At 67.2% G+C, this 17,515-nt stretch carries 14 protein-coding genes; 4 read left to right on the forward strand and 10 right to left on the reverse strand.

The window, feature by feature from the left end:
• Positions 1-5: 5 nt before the first annotated feature.
• From CDO46_RS04660 to rpsB, 7 genes are all read right to left on the reverse strand, one after another.
• Entirely contained in the window at positions 6-1,214 is a 1,209-nt protein-coding gene (locus CDO46_RS04660) for a 1-deoxy-D-xylulose-5-phosphate reductoisomerase (protein WP_087837400.1), read from the reverse strand.
• Positions 1,211-2,062: a phosphatidate cytidylyltransferase gene (locus tag CDO46_RS04665; protein ID WP_087837401.1), complete on the reverse strand. Its 852-nt coding sequence runs from the start codon at positions 2,060-2,062 to the stop codon at positions 1,211-1,213. Before CDO46_RS04665 ends, CDO46_RS04660 begins: the two co-directional genes overlap by 4 nt.
• Before the next feature lie 4 nt (positions 2,063-2,066).
• Positions 2,067-2,846 carry a polyprenyl diphosphate synthase gene (gene uppS / locus CDO46_RS04670; protein ID WP_087837402.1) on the reverse strand — a complete coding sequence of 260 codons (780 nt, stop codon included), beginning with the start codon at positions 2,844-2,846 and terminating at the stop codon, positions 2,067-2,069.
• Positions 2,847-2,882: 36 nt separating this feature from the next.
• Complete coding sequence (gene frr / locus CDO46_RS04675; RefSeq protein ID WP_087837403.1) at positions 2,883-3,443, reverse strand: ribosome recycling factor; 561 nt, start codon at positions 3,441-3,443, stop codon at positions 2,883-2,885.
• A gap of 28 nt (positions 3,444-3,471) precedes the next feature.
• Positions 3,472-4,203: a UMP kinase gene (gene pyrH / locus CDO46_RS04680; protein ID WP_087837431.1), complete on the reverse strand. Its 732-nt coding sequence runs from the start codon at positions 4,201-4,203 to the stop codon at positions 3,472-3,474.
• Between the two features lie 197 nt (positions 4,204-4,400).
• Positions 4,401-5,282, reverse strand: a complete 882-nt coding sequence (gene tsf / locus CDO46_RS04685; protein ID WP_087837404.1) for a translation elongation factor Ts — start codon at positions 5,280-5,282, stop codon at positions 4,401-4,403.
• Between the two features lie 238 nt (positions 5,283-5,520).
• On the reverse strand, positions 5,521-6,270 hold the full coding sequence (gene rpsB / locus CDO46_RS04690; protein WP_087837405.1) for a 30S ribosomal protein S2: 750 nt from the start codon (positions 6,268-6,270) through the stop codon (positions 5,521-5,523).
• Positions 6,271-6,691: 421 nt separating this feature from the next.
• Between rpsB and map the strand changes: the two genes are divergently transcribed.
• From map to gstA, 4 genes are all read left to right on the forward strand, one after another.
• Positions 6,692-7,504 carry a type I methionyl aminopeptidase gene (gene map, locus CDO46_RS04695; protein ID WP_087837406.1) on the forward strand — a complete coding sequence of 271 codons (813 nt, stop codon included), beginning with the start codon at positions 6,692-6,694 and terminating at the stop codon, positions 7,502-7,504.
• A gap of 16 nt (positions 7,505-7,520) precedes the next feature.
• Positions 7,521-10,121, forward strand: a complete 2,601-nt coding sequence (locus CDO46_RS04700) for a [protein-PII] uridylyltransferase (RefSeq protein ID WP_087837432.1) — start codon at positions 7,521-7,523, stop codon at positions 10,119-10,121.
• 135 nt (positions 10,122-10,256) lie between these two features.
• Positions 10,257-12,773: a glycogen/starch/alpha-glucan phosphorylase gene (locus CDO46_RS04705; protein WP_243724335.1), complete on the forward strand. Its 2,517-nt coding sequence runs from the start codon at positions 10,257-10,259 to the stop codon at positions 12,771-12,773.
• 55 nt (positions 12,774-12,828) lie between these two features.
• Positions 12,829-13,434 (forward strand): glutathione transferase GstA, encoded by a 606-nt coding sequence (gene gstA / locus CDO46_RS04710; RefSeq protein ID WP_087837408.1) that lies wholly within the window; start codon positions 12,829-12,831, stop codon positions 13,432-13,434.
• An 89-nt stretch (positions 13,435-13,523) separates the two neighbouring features.
• On the opposite strand, the gene CDO46_RS04715 is transcribed toward gstA, so the two are convergent.
• From CDO46_RS04715 to CDO46_RS04725, 3 genes are read right to left on the reverse strand one after another with little or no spacing between them, the layout of a single operon-like run.
• A complete protein-coding gene (locus tag CDO46_RS04715; protein WP_087837409.1) occupies positions 13,524-14,285 on the reverse strand; it encodes an S-methyl-5'-thioinosine phosphorylase in 762 nt (253 codons plus the stop codon).
• A 34-nt stretch (positions 14,286-14,319) separates the two neighbouring features.
• Positions 14,320-16,377 (reverse strand): NAD-dependent DNA ligase LigA, encoded by a 2,058-nt coding sequence (gene ligA / locus CDO46_RS04720; protein ID WP_087837410.1) that lies wholly within the window; start codon positions 16,375-16,377, stop codon positions 14,320-14,322.
• Positions 16,378-16,397: 20 nt separating this feature from the next.
• Positions 16,398-17,489: a cell division protein ZipA C-terminal FtsZ-binding domain-containing protein gene (locus CDO46_RS04725; protein ID WP_087837411.1), complete on the reverse strand. Its 1,092-nt coding sequence runs from the start codon at positions 17,487-17,489 to the stop codon at positions 16,398-16,400.
• Positions 17,490-17,515 lie beyond the last annotated feature (26 nt).

Here is a 17,515-nt window from a genome sequence, read left to right on the forward strand (position 1 = left end):
GCTTCCTAGGGCCCGGCGCTCCGGGCCAGGGCCTCGCCGGCCCGGGCGCGCGCCTCGCGGTCCAGGTCGAGCAGGGCTTCCAGGCTGCCCAGCCGGTCCGCGGCCCGGACCCAGGCGCCATCCAGCACGGTCTCGATGATAGCCGCGATTGCCGGATAGGGGGCGGCGCCCCGCAGGAAGGCCTCGACGGCCACTTCGTTGGCGGCGTTCAGGGCCACGCAGGCGCCCTGCCCGCCCCGCAACGCCTCGAACGCCAGGCGCAGGCACGGAAAGCGGGCCAGGTCGGGGGCCTCGAAGTCCAGGCGGCCCAGCCGGGCCAGGTCCAGCGGGCCGACGCCCGTGGCGATGCGCTCGGGGAATGCGAGGCCGTACGCGATGGGGGTCCGCATGTCGGGATGCCCGAGCTGCGCCAGCACCGACCCGTCGTCGTACTCGACCATGGAGTGGATCACGCTTTGCGGATGCACCACGACGTCGATGCGCTCCGGCGGCATCGCGAACAGCCAGTGCGCCTCGATGACCTCCAGCCCCTTGTTCAGCATCGTGGCCGAATCGACCGAGATCTTGCGCCCCATGGACCAATTGGGATGGGCACAGGCCTGGTCTGGGGTGACGTCCGCCAGGCTGTCCAGCGGCCGGGTACGGAATGGTCCGCCCGAGGCGGTCAACAGCAGCCGGCGCACGCCCGGCGCGGGCGCCTGGGCCGCCGACGCCCGGGCGCCATGGGGCAGGCACTGGAAGATGGCGTTGTGTTCGCTGTCGATAGGCAGGAGTTCGGCGCCGTTGTCGCGCACCGCGTCCATGAACAGGCGCCCCGCCACCACCAGGGCCTCTTTGTTCGCCAGCAGCACCCGCTTGCCGGCGCTGGCGGCCGCCAGCGCCGAAGGCAGGCCCGCGGCGCCCACGATGGCGGCCATGACCGTGTCGCTGGCCTCGTCGGCGGCGGTATCGGCCAGCGCCTGCGCGCCCACGCGGATCTCCGGCAACCGTGCCCTGCCCCGCCACGCATCGACGAAACGCTGGCGCGCCGCATCATCGGGCACCACCACGACGGCAGCCTGGCTGGCCTCCGCCTGGGCGGCGAGCTGTTCCATGCGGCTGTGGGCGCTCAGGGCATGGACGCGGTAGCGCTGCGGGTGGCGCGCGATCACGTCCAGCGTGCTGGCGCCGATGGAGCCGGTGGCGCCCAGTATGGTGACGGTACGGAAGGTCATGACAGCAGGACGGCCAGCGGCAGGACGGGAATCAGGGCATCGATGCGATCCAGCACGCCGCCGTGGCCCGGCAGCAGGTTGCTGGAATCCTTGATGCCGGCGCGCCGCTTGATGAGCGATTCGAACAGGTCGCCCGCGATGGACAGCGCCGCCAGCACCACGGCCAGGGCCAGGGCTCCGGCCCATCCCCAGCGCTCGACCAGGGCGGCGCCGAAGGTGCCGGGGAAGAAGCCGCAGGCCAGCACGAAGACGACCACGCACACGACGCCGCCCAGCGCGCCCTCGCGGGTCTTGCCCGGGCTGATGTGGGGTGCGAGCTTGTTGCGCCCCAGCGCGCGGCCGACGAAATACGCCGAGATGTCGGCGATCCAGACCACCGCCATCAGGGTGAGCAGGAAGGGCACGCCGCGTCCGAACGCCGCGGTCAGCGCCGACCAGGCGGCCAGCAGCGCGAACGGCGCCAGCGCGGTCAGCCAGGGGTTGCGAGGCTCGGCATCCGGACTGGCGCGAAACAGCATGGGGACCAGCAGGCCCACCCAGACCGCCGAGACGGCGATCCACAGGCCGCGCCAGAAGCTGCCGGCGGGACCGGCCGAGAGGTCGGCGCCGCCGCTGTTCCAGCGCCAGGCGACCAGGGCGGCGCCCAGTACCACGCCCGCCGCGATGGCGGGCAGATGGGCGCGGCCGGTGCCGCCGCGGGGCGAAAGCGTCAGGCGCCACCACTCCCACAGCGCGCAGCCCACGAACACCGCCATCAGGATCTCGAAGGGGCGCGGATCGGCCACCGCCAGCACGGCGACCAGGACGATCAGCAGGACGATGGCGGTGACGACGCGCTGCCCGAGCATGGGTCTAGCCGCCGTTCGAGGAAACCGCCGCCGGCGCCTTCAGCTGGGCGCTGGTGCGGCCGAAGCGGCGCTCGCGGCTGCGATAGGACTTGCACGCCAGATCCAGTTGATCGGCGTCGAAATCGGGCCAGAAGCAGTCGGTGAAATACAGCTCGGTATAGGCCAGTTGCCAGACCAGGAAGTTGGAGATGCGCTGCTCGCCGCCCGTGCGGATGAACAGGTCCGGCTCCGGCGCGTACGCCATCGACAGATGCGGCGTCAGCATGGCCTCGTCCAGTTGCTCGGGATGGGCAGCCAGGTCCGGACGCGCAGCCAGCAGGCGGCGCGTCGCTTCCAGGATGTCCCAGCGGCCGCCATAGTTGGCGGCGATCGTCAGCGTCAGGCGGTCGTTGTCGCGGGTGCGGGCTTCCACGTCGGCGATCAGCTCGCGCAGCCGGGGCTCGAACGCGCTGATGTCCCCCACGACCTTGAGCTTGATGCCGTTGCGGGCCAGCCTGGCGACCTCGCGCTCCAGCGCGTGGACGAACAGCCGCATCAGCAGGGACACCTCGTCGGGCGGACGGCGCCAGTTCTCGGAACTGAAGGCGAACAGGGTCAGGTATTCGATGCCGCGAACGGCGCAGGCCTCCACCACCGCCCTGACGGCATCCACGCCCTTCTTGTGGCCCGCCACGCGGGGCAGGAAGCGCTGCGTGGCCCATCGGCCGTTGCCGTCCATGATGATCGCCACGTGCCTGGGCACGGCGTCGGTACGGGGAATGCCGAGGGTTGAACTCAGGACCATGTCAGCTCCGCTGGGACCGAATGTACATGGCGGAACTCAAACCGTCATGATCTCCGCTTCTTTCTGCGCGACCACCTTGTCGATCTCGGCGACGAAACGATCGGTCAGCTTCTGGACGTCGTCCTGCGCGCGGCGTTCTTCGTCCTCGGAGATTTCCTTGTCCTTGACCAGGCGCTTGAGCTGCTCGTTGGCGTCGCGCCGCAGGTTGCGCACGGCGACCTTGGCATCCTCGCCCTCGCTCTTGACCACCTTGGTCAGCTCGCGGCGGCGCTCTTCGGTCAGCGCCGGCATCGGCACGCGGATCAGGTCGCCCATGGACTGGGGGTTGAGACCCAGGTCGGATTCCCGGATGGCCTTCTCGACCACCTGGGCCATCTTCTTTTCCCACGCCTGGACGCTCAGGGTACGCGCATCCAGCACGCTGACGTTGGCGACCTGGCTCAGCGGAACCATGGAACCGTAGTACTCGACCTGGACATGGTCCAGTATGCCGGCATGGGCACGACCCGTACGGATCTTCGCGAGACTGCCCTTCAGGGTCTCGATGGACTTGCCCATCTTGGTCTCGGCGTTTTTCTTGACGTCGGAAGCGCTCATTGCGGTCTCCTAAATGCTGAACAATCGATCAAACGTGCACCAGCGTGCCTTCGTCGTCGCCCGAGACGACGCGCTTCAGGGCGCCAGGCTTGTTGATCGAAAAAACCTTGATCGGCAGTTTCTGGTCGCGGCACAGCGCGAACGCCGTCGCATCCATCACTTCCAGGCGGCGCACGATGGCCTCGTCGAAACTGATGCGGCTGTAGCGCGTAGCCGTGGGATCCTTCTTGGGATCGGCCGAATAGATGCCGTCGACCTTGGTTGCCTTCAATACGATTTCGGCACCGACCTCGGCGCCGCGCAGGGCGGCGGCGGTGTCGGTGGTGAAGAACGGGTTGCCCGTGCCGGCCGCGAAGATCACGACCTTGCCCTCTTCCAGGTAGCGCAGGGCCTTGGGGCGGATGTAGGGCTCGACCACCTGCTCGATGGTCAGCGCCGATTGCACGCGCGCATCGACGCCGCGGCGCTTGAGCGCGTCCTGCAGCGCCAGGGAGTTCATGATGGTGGCCATCATGCCCATGTAGTCGGCGGTGGCGCGGTCCATGCCCTGGGCACCCGGCGCCACGCCGCGGAAGATGTTGCCGCCGCCGATGACCAGCGCCAGCTCGACGCCCAGCTCGGCCACCTCGGCAATTTCCTCGACCATGCGGCCGATGGTCGCCCGGTTGATACCGAACGCATCGTCACCCATCAGGGCTTCGCCCGACAGCTTGAGCAGGACGCGCTTGTACGCCCCCGTTTTCGTTCCAGATGCGTTCATTTCCACCGTCATACATGCTCCCGCGCAATCGCCGACATCCGGCCCATCTCCGCCCACAGAGGCCCACCCTTCTGCGCTGCGTTACGTCTACATCTTTACAACAGCCCCACTTCCCCCAGACGAGGCACGAGGGATCCGGCTCCGCCGGTCCCTCGAGGCCGCCCCCGGGGGGCGCGCGTAAGCGCGTAGGGGGGGGACTAACTCTTTGCAGCAGCAGCCTGGGCAGCGACTTCTGCGGCGAAGTCGGTGACCTTCTTCTCGATGCCTTCGCCCACCACGTACAGCACGAACTGCTGGACGGCGGAGTTCTTGGCCTTGAGCACCTGCTGGACGGTCTGCTTGTCGTCCTTGACGAACGGTTGCGACAACAGCGTAACCTCTTTCAGGAACTTCTGGACCGAACCTTCGACCATCTTGGCGACGATGTCGGCGGGCTTGCCCGATTCGGCGGCCTTCTGCTCGGCAACCGAACGCTCGCGCTGGATGTCGTCCTGCGACACGCCGGCGGCGTCCAGCGCCTTCGGCTTGGTGGCCGCGACGTGCATGGCGATGTCCTTGCCCAGCGTTTCGTCGCCGGAGTACTCGACCAGCACGCCGATGCGGCCGCCGTGCACGTACTGGGCCAGCTTGTTCTCGGTGGCGATGCGGGTGAAGCGGCGGATGGAGATGTTCTCGCCGATCTTGCCGATCAGGGCGGTACGCACGCTTTCCACGGTGCCGTCACGGAACGCCAGCTCGGACAGGGCGGCGACGTCGGCCGGGTTGGCCTTGGCGATCAGCTCGGCGATTTCGTTGGCGAACTGGACGAAATCGTCGTTCTTGGCCACGAAGTCGGTTTCGCTGTTGACCTCGACGGCGACGCCGGTCTTGGCATCGGCCGAGACATACAGGGCCACCAGGCCTTCGGCGGTCACGCGGGCGGCGGCCTTGCTGGCCTTGCTGCCCAGCTTGACGCGCAGGATTTCCTCGGCCTTGGCCAGATCGCCACCGGCTTCGGTCAACGCCTTCTTGCACTCCATCATGGGCGCGTCGGTCTTCTCGCGCAGTTCCTTGACCATTGCTGCGGTAATTTCGGCCATGATTACTCCTGACATCTTCCGCCCCTGACAAAGGCGGAAATATAGTTTGACTAAAAAGAAGGGGCACAAGGCCCCTTCAAGCATTACTAGCGGCAGAGAAGCCCACTCCCGCATCCAGGCAAGAATGCGGCGCTTCGCGCCGAGACATCCCCACCCAGACCCAGGATGCGGTGGATCCGGCTCCGCCGGTCCACCCGCATCGCCCCCTGGGGGGCGCGCGCAAGCGCGTAGGGGGACCTTACTCCTCGCCTTCGACTTCCACGAACTCGTCGCCGCCTTCGGTCACGGCATCGACCACGCCCTGCAGGGCCTGTTCGCGGCCTTCCAGCACGGCATCGGCCACGCCGCGGGCGTACAGGGCGATCGCCTTGGACGAATCGTCGTTGCCCGGGATGACGTGGGCCACGCCGTCCGGCGAGTGGTTAGTATCCACCACGGCGACGACCGGAATGTTAAGCGCCTTGGCTTCGGTGACGGTAATTTTGTGATACCCGACGTCGATGATGAAGATCGCGTCCGGCAGGCCGTTCATGTCCTTGATGCCGCCGATGGACTTGTTCAGCTTCTCGAGCTCGCGCTGGAACATCAGCGCTTCCTTCTTGCTCATGCGCTCGGTCGCGCCCTCGGCCTGCATGGCTTCCATGTCCTTCAGGCGCTTGATCGAGGTCTTGACCGTCTTGAAGTTGGTCAGCATGCCGCCCAGCCAGCGGCTGTCGACGTAGGGCATGCCGCAGCGCTGCGCTTCCTCGGCGATGATCTCGCGAGCCGCGCGCTTGGTGCTGACGAACAGGATCGTGCCGCCGCGGGCCGACAGTTGACGCACGAACTTCAGAGCGTCCTGGTACAGGGCCAGGGTCTTCTCGAGGTTGATGATGTGGATCTTGTTGCGATGGCCGAAGATATAGGGGGCCATCTTGGGGTTCCAGAAGCGGGTTTGGTGGCCGAAGTGGACACCGGCTTCCAGCATTTCGCGCATGCTAACGGACATATTGACTCCGAGGGTTGGGTCTTGCACCGCATCAGCACCCGCCAGGCACACTAGGCCCGGCCGGCACCCTGGACGACACGGCGCGCGGTTGAAAAATCCAGGCCGAAGACGGGCGACATCCCTGGAGAAACTCCAGGCTTTCTGGCATGATGGACGCGCCACGCGGCGCCCCGCCACCCCAGGATCGCCCTGATCCGATCCGGCCTTTGGCTTCCTGAAATCACAGGAAGCCTATAATTCTACTATTTTCCGGACCACCTGCTCAAGCGATCCCTCGGCCCCGGCGCCGGCCCTCGTCGCTTCTTGTTACAAGAAAGCCTCGACGCCTGCCTTTCGGGCGCCGTCCGGGCCGGCTGCGGGCGCGACGGGCGGTCCGGCGCCATAACATAATGTGGAGCGCACACAGCGCGGGAAGCAGATCATGAGCATCACCATCAAGTCGGCCGAGGAAATCGGGAAAATGCGCGAGGCCTGCCAGGCGGCGGCCAGCGTGCTCGATTTCATCGCGCCCTACGTCAAGCCGGGCGTGACCACCGGCGAACTGGACCGGCTGTGCCTGGAATTCATGACCGACGAACTGAAGGTGAAGTCGGCCACCATCGGCTATGCGCCGCCGGGCTACCCGCCCTTCACCGGGGCCATCTGCACCTCGGTCAACCACCAGGTCTGCCACGGCATCCCCGGCGACAAGGTCCTGAAGAACGGCGACTCGCTCAACATCGACGTCACCATCATCAAGGACGGCTGGCACGGCGACACGAGCCGCATGTTCTTCGCCGGCGAGCCCTCCATCCTGGCGCGCCGCCTGGCGCAGGTCACGTACGAGTGCATGTGGCTGGGCATCGAGCAGGTCCGCCCCGGCGCCCACCTGGGCGACATCGGCCACGCCATCCAGAAGCACGCCGAGGCGCACGGCTACAGCGTGGTCCGGGAGTTCTGCGGCCACGGCATCGGCCAGGTGTTCCACGAAGACCCGCAGGTGCTGCACTACGGCAAGCCCGGCACCGGCATCGAACTGCTGCCGGGCATGATCTTCACCGTGGAACCCATGATCAACGCCGGACGCCGGGAAATCCGTGAACTGGCCGATGGATGGACCATCGTGACCCGGGACCACAGCCTGTCGGCCCAATGGGAACACACGGTGGTGGTGACGGACTCGGGCTACGAGACCCTGACCGTCTCGCCCGGCATGCCCGCCCCGCCCAGCTTCGTCACCGCCAAGGCCGCCTGATCCTGCTCCCATGTCCATGTCCACCGCCACGCTGGCCTCGCCCGGCCTGAACGAACTGCAGGGCCTGCGCAACACCATGCGAGCAGCGCGCGAGCGCGCGATCGCCACCTACCGCGAGAACCTGCGCGCCGATGGACTGCTGACCGAGCTGCGGCGCATCGTCGACCGCACGCTGGTGGCGCTGCTCGAGCGCCATCCGCTGCCCGAGGGCGCGACACTGGCGGCCGTGGGCGGCTACGGCCGCGGCGAGCTGTATCCCTATTCCGACGTGGACGTGCTGGTGCTGCTGCACCAGCCCCCCGGCGCCGAGGACGAGGCCAGAATAGGCGCGCTGATCACGGCGCTGTGGGACATCGGGCTGGAGCCCGGCCACAGCGTCCGCACGGTGGACGAATGCATGGCCGAGGCGGCCCGGGACATCACCGTGGAAACGGCGCTGCTGGAGGCCCGCTACCTGGCCGGCAGCCGGACGCTGATGCGCCAGTTCGAGACCGCGATGCGCGGCCGGCTGGACAAGCGTGCCTTCTTCCACGACAAGCAGCTGGAGATGCAGCAGCGGCACACCAAGTACAACTACACGCCGTACGCGCTGGAACCCAATTGCAAGGAATCGCCGGGCGGCCTGCGCGACCTGCAGGTCATCCTGTGGATGGCGCGGGCGGCAGGCTTCGGTAAGACCTGGGCACAGGTCGCCCGCGCGGGACTGCTGACGGCCGACGAGGCCCGCCACCTGCGGCGCGCCGAACAGGCCTTCAAGCGCCTGCGCATCGAGCTGCACCTGCTGACCGGCCGGCGCGAGGACAGACTGGTGTTCGACATCCAGCCGGCGATGGCCAAGGTCTACGGCATCGAGGCCGGCGGCGCGCGCCGCCCCAGCGAAATGCTGATGCAGCGCTACTACTGGGCGGCCAAGCTGGTGACCCAGCTCAACACCATCCTGGTCCAGAACCTGGAAGAGCGCCTGTTCGCGCGGCCGGGCGAAGAAGCCCAGCCCATCGACGAGGACTTCCGCAGCCTGCACGAACGGCTGGACATGTACCGGGACGACGCGTTCGAGCGCAACCCCACGCTGTTGCTGCGCGCCTTCCTGGTCATGCAGCAGCAACCCTCGCTCAAGGGCATGTCGGCCCGCATGCTGCGCGCCATCTGGCACGCGCGCCGGCGCATCGACGCCCAGTTCCGGCGCAATCCGGTCAACCGCCACCTGTTCCTGTCCATCCTGCAACAGCAGCGCGGCATCGTGCACGAGCTGCGCCGGATGAACGAACTCAGCATCCTGCCGCGCTACCTGCTGCCCTTTCGCCGCATCGTCGGCCAGATGCAGCACGACCTGTTCCACGCCTACACCGTGGACCAGCACATCCTGATGGTGGTGCGCAACCTGCGCCGCTTCACCATGCCGGAACACGCGCACGAGTACCCCCTGTGCAGCCAGTTGATCGCGAACTTCGACGGCCACTGGATCCTGTACGCGGCGGCCCTGTTCCACGACATCGCCAAGGGCCGCGGCGGCGATCACTCCGAGCTGGGCGCCGTGGAAGCGCGCAAGTTCGCGCGCGAGCACGGGCTGGCCAAGGACGACGCGGCACTGCTGGAATTCCTGGTGCGCCAGCACCTCACGCTGTCCTCGGTCGCGCAGAAAAAGGACCTGTCCGATCCGCAGGTCATCCAGGAGTTCGCGGCGCTGGTGGGCGACACGCGGCACCTGACCGCGCTCTACCTGCTGACCGTGGCCGACATACGCGGCACCAGCCCCAAGGTCTGGAACGCCTGGAAAGGCAAGCTGCTCGAAGACCTGTTCGTCAAGACGCGGCGGGCGCTGGGCGGAGAGATCCCCGACTCCAAGGCCATCCTGGAAAATCGCAAGGAAGAAGCGCTGGGCGCGCTGCGGCTGGCAGGGCTGACCGAGGACGCCCACGAAGCGCTGTGGAAGCAGCTGGACGTGGCCTATTTCCTGCGCCACGAGGCGCCCGAGATCGCCTGGCAGACCCGGCACCTGTACAACAAGGTCAACAGCGAGGCGCCCATCGTGCGCGCCCGCCTGGCGCCCATCGGCGAAGGCCTGCAGATCGTCGTCTACGTCAAGGACCAGCCCGACCTGTTCGCCCGCATCTGCGGCTATTTCGACGAGCGCCACCTCAGCATCCAGGACGCCCGCATCCACACTACGCGCCATGGCTGGGCGCTGGACAGCTTCATCGTGCTGGCCCAGGGCACGCCCAGCGAACAGCGTTCGCTGCTGAGCCTGGTCGAACACGAACTGACCCAGCGGCTGGCCACGCCCAACGCCGCCGGACCGGCCTCGGCGGGCGACGCCGTCCCGCTGGGGCCCCGGCAGTCGCGGCAGTCGCGCATGTTCCCGATCACCCCCGCGATCGAACTGCGGCCCGACGAGCGCGGACAATCGTGGATACTGAGCGTGACCGCCTCCGACCGGACCGGCCTGCTGCACGCGCTGGCGCGCACCTTCGTCAAGCACGGCATCAACCTCAAGACCGCCAAGGTCATGACCCTGGGCGAACGGGTCGAGGACACTTTCCTGATCGACGGCGACGCGCTCAACAACGCGCGCAGCCAGATCCAGTTCGAACAGGACTTGCTGGAAGCCCTGCAGTAAGCAGCGCCAGTTCCTTTCACGGCGCTGTCGCATGCTTAACCAATTGAAAACGCGGCTTGCGCCGCACGGATCCCAAAAGCAACAATAGCCGGGTTGCCCCGCCCCTGGGGCGGCGTACCGATGGGAGCTCCGCACGTGTCCGCACCTGTTCCCCTGCCGGCCGATGACGACGACGATCGCACGTCGTTCTCCAAGGAAAGCCTGAAGCGCGCCTTTTTCGACCACCTGTTCTACACGATAGGCAAGTTTCCGAAGATCTCGGGCAAGAACGACCTCTACCTGGCCCTGGCCCACGCGATACGCGACCGCAGCCTGCAGCGCTGGATCAGCAGTACCGCCCAGTACAACCAGACCGCGCCGCGCACCGTCGCCTACCTGTCGGCCGAATTCCTGATGGGCCCGCACCTGGGCAACCACCTGATCAACCTGGGCATCGCCGACAGCGTGCGCGAAGCCATGGCCGAGCTGAAACTCGACTTCAACGAGATCCTGCGCCAGGAAGAAGAGCCGGGCCTGGGCAACGGCGGCCTGGGCCGCCTGGCCGCCTGCTTCCTGGATTCCCTGGCCACCGGGCAGATCCCGGCCTTCGGCTACGGCATCCGCTACGAGTACGGTATCTTCTTCCAGACCATCATCGATGGCTGGCAGGTCGAGAACACCGACAAGTGGCTGCGCTACGGCAATCCATGGGAAATCCAGCGCGCCGAATGGGCGGTCGAGATCAAGCTGGGCGGCCACACCGAACAGTACACCGACGATGCCGGCTACCTGCGCGTGCGCTGGGCCCCCGAGAAGACCGTGGTGGGCGTGCCGTTCGATTCGCCCATCCCCGGCTACCGCGTCAACACCACCAACACGCTGAGGCTGTGGCGGGCGGAGGCCACCGAGTCCTTCGATTTCTCGGTCTTCAACCAGGGTGACTACCTGGGCGCGGTCAGCAAGAAGGTGACGTCCGAGAACCTGACCAAGGTGCTCTACCCCAACGACGAAACCACCCAAGGCAAGGAACTGCGGCTGGAGCAGCAATACTTTTTCGTGTCGTGTTCGCTGCAGGACATGATACGCATCCATCTTGCCCGCGGCGGCGCCATCGGCGATTTCGACAAGAAGTTCGCGATCCAGCTCAACGACACGCATCCGGCCATCGCCATCGCCGAACTGATGCGGCTGCTGGTGGACGAACACCTGTTGCCGTGGGACCAGGCCTGGGGCATCACCACGCGCAGCTTCTCGTACACCAACCACACGCTGCTGCCCGAAGCCCTGGAGCGCTGGCCGCTGGACCTGTTCCAGCGCATCCTGCCGCGCCACCTGGAACTCATCTATGAGATCAACGCGCGCTTCCTGAACGACGTGCGCATTCATTTCCTGGGAGACGAATCCCGCATCTCCCGCCTCTCGCTGATCGACGAAAGCGGCGAGCGCTACGTACGCATGGCGCACCTGGCCTGCGTGGGCAGCCACGCCATCAACGGCGTGGCCGAACTGCACTCGGACCTGCTCAAGCACGGGCTGCTGAAGGACTTCTACGAAATGTGGCCCGAGAAGTTCACCAACGTCACCAACGGCGTCACGCCGCGCCGCTGGCTGGTCCTGAGCAATCCGCGCCTGACCTCGCTGGTGACCAACGCCATCGGCGACGCCTGGGTGACCGACCTGCCCCGCATCCGCCTGATCGAGGACTACATCGACGATGCGGCGTTCCGGCAGGAATGGCGCGCGGTCAAGCGCGCCAACAAGGTGGACCTGGCGGCGCTGATCCTGCGGCGCACGGGGGTCAAGGTCGACCCCGATTCGATGTTCGACGTGCTGGTCAAGCGCATCCACGAATACAAGCGCCAGCACCTGGCGGTCCTGCATATCGTCACGCTGTACCACCGCTTGAAGTCCGGCCGGGCACGCGACCCCCTGCCCCGCACCTTCATCTTCGGCGGCAAGGCCGCCCCCGGCTATCACACCGCCAAGCTGATGATCAAGCTCATCACCTCGGTAGGCGATGTGGTCAACAACGATCCCGACGTGCGCGACCTGCTCAAGGTGGTGTTCATCCCCAATTTCAACGTCACGCAGGGCCAGTGCATCTATCCGGCCGCCGAGCTGTCCGAGCAGATATCGCTGGCGGGCAAGGAGGCCTCGGGAACCGGCAACATGAAATTCGCGATGAACGGGGCGCTGACCATAGGCACCATGGACGGCGCCAACATCGAACTGCGCGACCAAGTCGGGGCCGAGAACTTCTTCCTGTTCGGCCATACCGCCGCGGAAGTGCGCCACATCAAGACCGCCGGCTATCATCCCGGCGACTACTACCACAGCCACAGCGAGCTGCGCACCTGCCTCGACCTGATCCAGAGCGGTTTTTTCTCGCGCGGCGACACCGAACTGTTCCGGCCGCTGGTCGACAACCTGCTGCGGCACGACCCCTATCTGCTGCTGGCGGACTACCAGTCCTACATCGAGTGCCAGGATCTCGTCAGCCAGGCCTATCGCGACCATGAAGGCTGGACGCGCATGTCCATCCTCAATACCGCCCGATCCGGCAAGTTCTCGTCGGACCGCAGCATCCGCGAATACGCCGAACAGATCTGGAACGTCAAGCCGGTGCCGGTCGAACTGTATGACGAGGCCGAGATGGAGCACACGCTGCGGTGAAAGCTTGCCAAGCAGTGAGAGAATAGGCGCTTTCCACCCCCTTCATCGAGGCCCCATGAAGCTCTACTACTCCCCCGGCGCCTGCTCCCAGGCCCCCCACATCGTCCTGCGCGAGGCAGGCATCGACTTCACCTGGGAAAAGGTCGACCTCAAGGCCAAGACCACCGAGACCGGGCAGGATTTCCGCAAGATCAATCCCAAGGGCTACGTGCCGGCGCTGGAAGTGTCCACTGGCGTGGTGATGACCGAGCTGGCCGTGCTGCTGCAATACATCGCCGATCTCGTGCCGGCGCGCAAGCTGGCGCCCCCGCCCGACAGCGCCGAGCGCTACGCGCTGCAAACCTGGCTGGTGTTCATCGCCACCGAGATCCACAAGGGCTTCTCGCCCATGTTCAAGCCCACGCTGAGCGAGGAAGGCAAGGACGTCTTCCGCCAGATCCTGGCCACGCGCCTGGACTACGTGCAAAGCGAGCTGTCGCAGCGCGAATACCTGATGCCCGGTGGCTTTTCCGTGGCCGATATCTACCTGTTCGTGACCACCGGCTGGGCCACGCGCCTGAACTACGACCTGTCGCGCTGGCCCGCCATCGTGGCCTTCCGCGAACGCATCGCGCAGCGCCCCGCCGTGCAGGCGGCGCTCAAGGCCGAAGGCCTGCAGTAAATCCCCCCCTACGCGCTGACGCGCGCCCCCAGGGGCGGCACTGGCGGACCGGCAAAGCCGGATCCGCTGTGCCCTGGATCACTGACGAATCAGGTGGCTCCGTCGCCGCAGGTGGTGCCCACCAGTTGGCCCAGGATGCGGTGGACGTTCTGCATGCTGTCGTCCACCACCACGCGCATGCCCTGCATGGAAATCTCGTCCACGCTCGCGCGCTGGCCCGCGGCATCGTTGGTGACGAGGCACAGGGCCGCATAGTCCAGGTCGAGCTCCCGCGCCAGGGCGGCCTCGGGCATGCCGGTCATGCCCACCATGTCGCAGCCGTCCCGCCCCATCCGGCGGATTTCCGCGGCGGTTTCCAGCCGCGGACCCTGTGTGCAGCCATAGACCCCGCCGTCGACGACGTCTATCCCGCAGGTCCGCGCCGATTCCAGCAGATCGTGCCGCATGGCGGCGCCATAGGGCTGGGTCATGTCCACATGGGCGACGGGCTGGTCGCCTCCCTCGAAGAAGGTGCGGGGCCGTTCGGTGGTGTAGTCGATGATCTGATCGGGCACGACGATGACCCCGGGCACGAGGGGACCCGCGATGCCGCCCACCGTCGCCACCGAGACGATGCGCCGCACCCCCACCTCATGCAGCGCCCACAGGTTGGCGCGATAGTTGATGCGGTGCGGGGCCAGCGTGTGGCCGTATCCATGGCGGGCCAGGAAGACGATTTCGGCGCCGTCGCCGATGCGCCCGTAGGTCAGCGCGCCCGAAGGCTCGCCGTAGGGCGTGCGCACGACCTGGCGGCGCGTCACGACGAGCCCGGTCAAATGGTAGAGGCCGGTGCCTCCGATGATTGCCTGCATGGTTTTCCTTCCTGCGAAGCGGCGCTTCGCCCTGTCAAGACTGCAGCAAGGCTTTCAGGCCGTCTTCGTCGAGCACGGCGATGCCGAGCTCCTGGGCCTTGGCGAGCTTGCTGCCGGCGTCGGCGCCGGCGACGACGTAGTGGGTCTTCTTGGACACCGAGCCGGTCACCTTGCCGCCGGCGGCGCGTATGAGCTCGGCCGCGTCCTCGCGGGTGAGCGTGGGCAACGTGCCGGTCAGCACGAAAGTCTTGCCGCCGATGGGGCCGGCGGTGCGATCGACCACGGTTTCCGTGCCGGGGGTCACCCCGTTGCGCAGCAGGTCGGCCACGACCTCGCGGTTGTGCGGTTCGGCGAAGAAGCGAAAGATGGACGCGGCCACCACGGGCCCGACGTCGGGCACCGCCAGCAGCTCGGCCTCGGTGGCGTTCATCACCGCATCCAGGTTGCCGAAATGGCGCGCCAGGTCGCGGGCCGTGGACTCGCCCACGTGCCGTATCCCCAGCGCGAAAAGAAATCTTCCCAACGGCGGCGTGCGTGTCGCGGCGATGGACTCGACCAGGTTGCGTGCCGACTTCTCGCCCATGCGGTCCAGGCCGGCCAGCTCTTCCTCGTTCAGCGTATAGAGATCCGCCAGCGTGTGCACGCGGCCGCGCTCGACCAGTTGATCGATCAGCTTCTCGCCCAGCCCCTCGATGTCCAGCGCGCGGCGCTGGGCGGCATGCCACAACGCCTGCTTGCGCTGTGCGGCGCAGAACAGGCCCCCGGTACAGCGCGCGATGATCTCGTCCTCGGGCCGCTCGATGGCCGATCCGCACACCGGACACTGGGTGGGCATGACGAACTTGCGGGCATCGGCCGGGCGCTTGTCCAGCACGGGTGTCACGACCTCGGGAATGACATCGCCGGCCCGGCGGACCACCACGGTGTCGCCGATGCGCACGTCCTTGCGCTCGATCTCGTCTTCGTTGTGCAGCGTCGCGTTGGTGACCGTGACGCCGCCCACGAACACCGGCTTGAGCCGCGCCACGGGTGTGATGGCGCCTGTGCGGCCGACCTGTACTTCGATGCCGAGCAGCTCGGTGGTGGCTTCCTCGGCCGGGAACTTGTGCGCGACGGCGAAGCGGGGCGCGCGCGAGACGTATCCCAGCGTGCGCTGCGCCTCGAGCGCGTTGACCTTGTAGACCACGCCGTCGATGTCATAGGGAAGCGAGGCCCGCAGCCCCTCGACCCGCCGGTAGAACGCCAGCAGGCCGGCCGCGTCCGACGCCAGCTGGCGCTCGCGGTTGACCGGCATGCCCAGTTCCTGCAGCCAGTCCAGCATGCCCATGTGGGTATCGAACGGCGGCGCGTCGGCGCGGGATTCCTTGCCCGGCAGGCTGCCGCGTATCTCGCCCCAGCCATAGGCGAAGAATCGCAGCGGACGGCGGGCCGTGATACGCGGATCGAGCTGCCTCAGGCTGCCCGCCGCGGCATTGCGGGGATTGATGAAGACTTTCTCGCCGGCTTCGCGCTGGGCGTCGTTCAGGCGCTCGAAATCCCTGCGGAACAGCAGCACCTCGCCGCGAACCTCCAGCACCTCGGGCACGGGTCCCGCCAAGGTCAGCGGGATGGATCGTATGGTCCGGATGTTGGCGGTGATGTCCTCGCCCGTCTGGCCGTCGCCGCGGGTAGCGGCCCGCGCAAACCTGCCGCCCTCGTAGCGCAGGCTGACGGCCAGTCCGTCCAGCTTCAGCTCACAGGCGTACTCGACGGCGGACGCCGTTTCCAGGCCGTCGCGCACCCGTTTGTCGAAGGCCTGGATGTCCTCGTCGTCGAAGGCATTGTTCAGGGACAGCATGGGCACCGCGTGGCGCACCGAACCGAAGGCGGACAGCGGCGCACCGCCCACCCGCTGGGTGGGGGAATCGGGCGTGGCCAGCAGCGGGAATTCCTGCTCCAGCTTGACCAGTTCCGCGAACAGCGCGTCGTACTCGGCGTCGCTGATCAGCGGGTCGTCCATCACGTAGTAGCGGGCGTTGTGCAAGGCCAGCTCCTGGCGCAGCTGCGCCGCCCTCTGCATGGCCTGGTTTTCCCGATCGACCTCCGACACCATATCCGCTCCGCCTGCGCGCCTTATCCGAATACCCGCAGGGCACGCACCGAACCGGCCTTCAGGCCGGACTGTTCAAGGCGCGCATACAGCGCCAGCAATTGCTTGTCGATGGCGGCCTCGGCGCCATCCGCCAGGGGCCGGCCGTTGTCGTCGACCACGGTGGCTTCCAGCCGCGTGGCCAGCCCACGGGCGACCTGAGCCATCTGGGCGAAGGCGTGCTCGTGGGCGGGCGCCCGGGGCACGTCCAGGACCAGGCTGAGTTGGCCGATGGTGGCCGGGCCCGCCGAGCCCAGCGATACGCCATCGCCGCGCCCCAGCGTGAAGCGGACCGCGCCGTCCTGGTCCACCCATGGCAGGCGGCCGTCGTGGATGGACGAGAATCCGGCCTCGCGCGCGGCGGTCAGCACGTCGCCGGATGACCAGCGGCGGCTGCTGGCCACCAGGGTCAGGCCCACCTGGGCGTCGAGCGCGGCGCAGACGGCATCGAGCTTGTTGGCGCGATCCAGCACCGCTTGCGTATCGCTGGCCTCCACCGTGCCGTCGAACCGATCGGCCAACACGCGCGAGCGCGACAGTGCCTCGGCCCATTCGCCGGCGCTGAGCGGGCCGCTGCGATTGGCCAGCAGCACGGCCACCTGAACGGACGCATAGTTCTCGCCGCTGCGGATGGCCGAGCGGTGCACCCCCTCGGCCGTTTCGGCGAACACGCGCAGCGATTTCTGGCCGGCGTGGCGGATGCCCTGGGTGAAGGCCGCCAGCTCGTCGCCCGGCACGGGTTCGAGAAAGGAGACGTCGATGACGGTCTCGCAGGCCTCGTCGGCTTCGTCCGCATCATGCTGCTGCGGCACGGCCGCGCCTTCGGCCGGCGCCTCCATGCCTCCGACGATGTTGGGCTCGGCGATTTCGCCCGCGCCCAGCCCCGGCTCGCGGCGTACGCCGTCCGCCTTGGGCAGGCCGGTTTCGACCCCATGCAGCAAGGGATCCTTGCCCGAGTCCGGGAAGCCGTCCTGTATCTGCTTGCGAGCGCGGCGGTCCTGCCACCAGTTCAGTCCAAGCACGACGACGATGGCCAGAACGCCAAGGGCGATGAGCCCGGTTTGTAGATCACTCATTGGTGTGTTCCCGATGGCGGGGCATG

The organism is Pigmentiphaga sp. NML030171 (assembly GCF_002188635.1).
Taxonomy (GTDB): domain Bacteria; phylum Pseudomonadota; class Gammaproteobacteria; order Burkholderiales; family Burkholderiaceae_B; genus Pigmentiphaga; species Pigmentiphaga daeguensis.

Bases quoted from the DNA above. Each gene is read 5' to 3' on its own strand.
- CDO46_RS04660 (WP_087837400.1), bottom strand. From the start codon at position 1,214: ATGACCTTCCGTACCGTCACCATACTGGGCGCCACCGGCTCCATCGGC.
- CDO46_RS04665 (WP_087837401.1), bottom strand. From the start codon at position 2,062: ATGCTCGGGCAGCGCGTCGTCACCGCCATCGTCCTGCTGATCGTCCTG.
- uppS (WP_087837402.1), bottom strand. From the start codon at position 2,846: ATGGTCCTGAGTTCAACCCTCGGCATTCCCCGTACCGACGCCGTGCCC.
- frr (WP_087837403.1), bottom strand. From the start codon at position 3,443: ATGAGCGCTTCCGACGTCAAGAAAAACGCCGAGACCAAGATGGGCAAG.
- pyrH (WP_087837431.1), bottom strand. From the start codon at position 4,203: ATGAACGCATCTGGAACGAAAACGGGGGCGTACAAGCGCGTCCTGCTC.
- tsf (WP_087837404.1), bottom strand. From the start codon at position 5,282: ATGGCCGAAATTACCGCAGCAATGGTCAAGGAACTGCGCGAGAAGACC.
- rpsB (WP_087837405.1), bottom strand. From the start codon at position 6,270: ATGTCCGTTAGCATGCGCGAAATGCTGGAAGCCGGTGTCCACTTCGGC.
- map (WP_087837406.1), top strand. From the start codon at position 6,692: ATGAGCATCACCATCAAGTCGGCCGAGGAAATCGGGAAAATGCGCGAG.
- CDO46_RS04700 (WP_087837432.1), top strand. From the start codon at position 7,521: ATGTCCACCGCCACGCTGGCCTCGCCCGGCCTGAACGAACTGCAGGGC.
- gstA (WP_087837408.1), top strand. From the start codon at position 12,829: ATGAAGCTCTACTACTCCCCCGGCGCCTGCTCCCAGGCCCCCCACATC.
- CDO46_RS04715 (WP_087837409.1), bottom strand. From the start codon at position 14,285: ATGCAGGCAATCATCGGAGGCACCGGCCTCTACCATTTGACCGGGCTC.
- ligA (WP_087837410.1), bottom strand. From the start codon at position 16,377: ATGGTGTCGGAGGTCGATCGGGAAAACCAGGCCATGCAGAGGGCGGCG.
- CDO46_RS04725 (WP_087837411.1), bottom strand. From the start codon at position 17,489: ATGAGTGATCTACAAACCGGGCTCATCGCCCTTGGCGTTCTGGCCATC.